Source organism: Streptomyces pseudogriseolus (genome assembly GCA_002154585.1).
Lineage (GTDB): Bacteria > Actinomycetota > Actinomycetes > Streptomycetales > Streptomycetaceae > Streptomyces > Streptomyces pseudogriseolus.
Genome location: MUNG01000576.1, coordinates 1 through 2,996 on the forward strand (window position 1 = coordinate 1; position 2,996 = coordinate 2,996).

Consider the following 2,996-nt stretch of genomic DNA (forward strand, 5'->3'; position numbering starts at 1 on the left):
GGACGGTGACCGGGGGCGCGACGGGTGCGACCGGCGGGGCCGGAGGTGCGACGGGAGCGACGGGAGCGGCCGGCGGTGCGGCGTGCTGGGGTTCGTCCACGGTGATGCCGTAGTCGGTGGCGAGTCCCTCGAGGCCGCTGCTGTAGCCCTGTCCGACGGCGCGGAACTTCCAGGCGCCCTGGCGGCGGTAGAACTCGCCGAGGACGAAGGCCGTCTCGGTGGTGGCGCCGGTGCTGTCGAAGCGGGCGGCCACGGCGCCGCTCGCCGCGTCCTTCACCTCGATGGAGAGGTCGGGGACCTGTCCGAAGGTGCCGCCGTCGCTGGAGGCGGCCAGGATGACGGTCTCGATGCCGGGCTCGACGCGTGTGAGGTCGACCAGCAGCGTGTCGGTCACCNNGTAGAAGACGAAGTCGGCGTCGGAGCGGACCTTGCCGCCGGCCAGCAGCAGCGCCGAGGCGTCCGCGTCGGGCACCCCGGGGCCGGAGCGCCAGCCCACGTCCACCCGCAGTGCCGTGGCCGGCACCGGCGTGTTCGATCCCTTCGGCATGGACATGCCCCGCCCCCATCACAGGTCGGCCGCGCCGGGCGAGCCCCCGGCATCCGTCGGTGTGCGCGCCCAACCTATTCCCTCGCGCGCGGGACGCCCACGCCCGCGGACGCGAACCACCCCCTGCGACCGCCGGTAACGCCCTCGGAACTCGGCCTTTACACGAAAAGCGCGCGGCAGTACGCCCGTTTTCCATAAATTCGCTCGCATTGGCGATCCCGCGTCACCCAGGGCGCGCAAAACAACCCTCTTATCGGTCTCCCCAACCAGCACATCGTGGGCTTAACTTATGTGCCATGACCTCCCCCCGCTCCATGTATGGCGGCGGCTACTCCTCCGCTGCCTTCCCGGACACCCCGATCTACGACTCGCTCGTTGCCGAGCGGGGCACCCCGCAGATCGCCCCGATCCGGGTCCCCGCCGCGTACGAGGCGCCGGCCAGTCATCTGCCCGCGCTTCCCTCGGCGTTGCCGGCCCTCCCGGCGGCACCGTCCCAGCCGTCCTACGGCTACCCCCAGCCCGCCATGCCGCAGCCCGCCCCGCTCCAGCAGGCGAACACGGCGTACATCCCGCAGCAGGCCACGGCCCCGCGCGGCTACCCCGGCCCCCAGCCGCAGCCGCCGCGCCCGCCGCAGCCCGCCGGGTACGAGGCGATGCGCCCGGCCGCCCCGCGGCCGGCGCCTGCGCCGTACCAGGACCCGTACAACAACCAGCAGTACCGGGGGTACTGAGCGGGCCGAGCCGCACCGATCGGGCCGCGGGCCGTCGTGCGCCGATGGCACGATGACGGCATGAGGAACGCTCGTGTGCGCTCGATCCATGTTCATCCGGTCAAGGCCTTCCGGAGCCTGCCGCTCCGGGAGGTCGCCGTGGAGCGCTGGGGTCCGGCAGGCGACCGGCGCTGGATGCTGATCGACGACGGGGGAAAGGTCGTCACCCAGCGCCGGCACCCGCGCCTCGCCCTCGCCGCCGCCGGGCCGCTGCCCGGCGGCGGCGTCGTGCTGTCGGCGCCGGACCGTGCCCCCGTCACGGTGCCCGTGCCGGCGCCCGGCGCGACCGTCCCGGCCGATGTCTTCGGCGACAAGGTGGAGGTCGTCCCCGCCGAGGACCCGGCCGTGCACGCGTGGTGCAGCGACTACCTGGGCGTATCGGTACGGCTGGTGCACCTCGACGACCCGGCCGTGCGGCGGCCGGTGGACCCCGCGTACGCGCTGCCCGGGGAGACGGTCACGTTCGCCGACGGCTATCCGCTGCTGCTCACCACGACCGCCTCCCTGGACCGGCTCAACGACCTCGTCGGGCAGGGCGCCCACGCGCACGAGGGCCCGCTGCCGATGAGCCGCTTCCGGCCCAACGTGGTGATCGAGGGGACCGAGGCGTGGGCGGAGGACGACTGGAGCCGCGTCACCGTGGGCGAGGTCGCGTTCCGCGTCACCAAGCCGAGCGGACGGTGCGTGGTCACGACCACCGACCAGGACACCGCCCGGCGCGGACGCGAACCGCTGCACACCCTCGCCCGGCACCGGTCCGTCGGCGGCCGTCTCCTCTTCGGCGTGAACCTGGTGCCCCTGTCCCCCGGCGTCCTCCGCGTCGGCGATCCGCTGGAGGTCACGGCCTGACGCTCCCTCAGGCGCGGCCGTGCCGACGCGGGAACCCGGGTCCGCCCCGGGGCGTTGAGCAGCGTGAGGGATCGGTGGGGGAACCGGGGAGGGGGTGCGTGCCGTGCGAGCGGTCAGCGGACTCTGGCGCTGGCGGCGCAACCCGCTGCGCCGCGCCACCGACCTCGCGGAGGCCTGGCTGGCGCTCACCGCGCTCCTGCTGGTCGCGCTCGCCGCGCCGCTGATCGGCGTGCTCTCCGGCAGCGCCGCCCACACGACGCTCCAGCGGTCGGTCCGGGCCCAGCACCAGTCCCGGCACCTGGTCACGGCCACGGTGGTGCGCGAGCTGGACGCCGCCCCGCCGGCCACGGACCCGGAGCTGCTGGGCGGGGACGCGGGCAGCCGCGTCCTGGCCCGCTGGACCGCCCCGGACGGCACCGGCCGGCGGGCGGCCGTGCGGGCGCGCCTGCCCGATCCCCGGCCGGGCGACACCTTCCGCATATGGACCGACCGGCGCGGGGACCGGGTCGCGCGCCCGCTGGACACGGGCACCGCGACGGTGCACGCGGTGCTCGCGGGCGCGGGAGCCGCGCTGCTGGCGGCCGGACTGTTCGAGGCCGGCCGGCGCCTGGTGCTGCGGCGGATGCTCCGCGGCCGGTACGCCCGCTGGGACCGGGAGTGGGGGCGGGTGGGTCCCGACTGGGGCAGGGCGGACGCCGCGGGCTGACCGCGTTCCGCCTCCGGTCAACTCGCCGCCCCTGCGCACGCTACGGTGGACCGGCCGAACCGATCGGCAGCGACTCGGGCGGGTACGAGCCACAGGTACGACGAGGTGGGGGCACGGCAACACC

4 protein-coding genes are annotated in these 2,996 nt (G+C 75.4%); 3 read left to right on the forward strand and 1 reads right to left on the reverse strand.

The features are described 5' to 3' along the window. A partial coding sequence (locus CCN29_RS32980) for a TerD family protein (protein WP_442538640.1) occupies positions 1-547 on the reverse strand: 547 nt, incomplete at its 3' end. A gap of 296 nt (positions 548-843) precedes the next feature. Between CCN29_RS32980 and CCN29_RS32985 the strand changes: the two genes are divergently transcribed. The 3 genes from CCN29_RS32985 to CCN29_RS32995 all read left to right on the forward strand — a co-directional run bounded on the left by CCN29_RS32985 (position 844) and on the right by CCN29_RS32995 (position 2,872). After that, a complete protein-coding gene (locus CCN29_RS32985; RefSeq protein WP_031016607.1) occupies positions 844-1,278 on the forward strand; it encodes a DUF6643 family protein in 435 nt (144 codons plus the stop codon). 60 nt (positions 1,279-1,338) lie between these two features. Beyond that, positions 1,339-2,166, forward strand: coding sequence for an MOSC domain-containing protein (locus CCN29_RS32990; protein ID WP_039988904.1), 828 nt, complete (start codon positions 1,339-1,341; stop codon positions 2,164-2,166). A gap of 94 nt (positions 2,167-2,260) precedes the next feature. Then, on the forward strand, positions 2,261-2,872 hold the full coding sequence (locus CCN29_RS32995) for an Rv1733c family protein (RefSeq protein ID WP_006136448.1): 612 nt from the start codon (positions 2,261-2,263) through the stop codon (positions 2,870-2,872). The last annotated feature ends 124 nt before the right edge of the window (positions 2,873-2,996 follow it).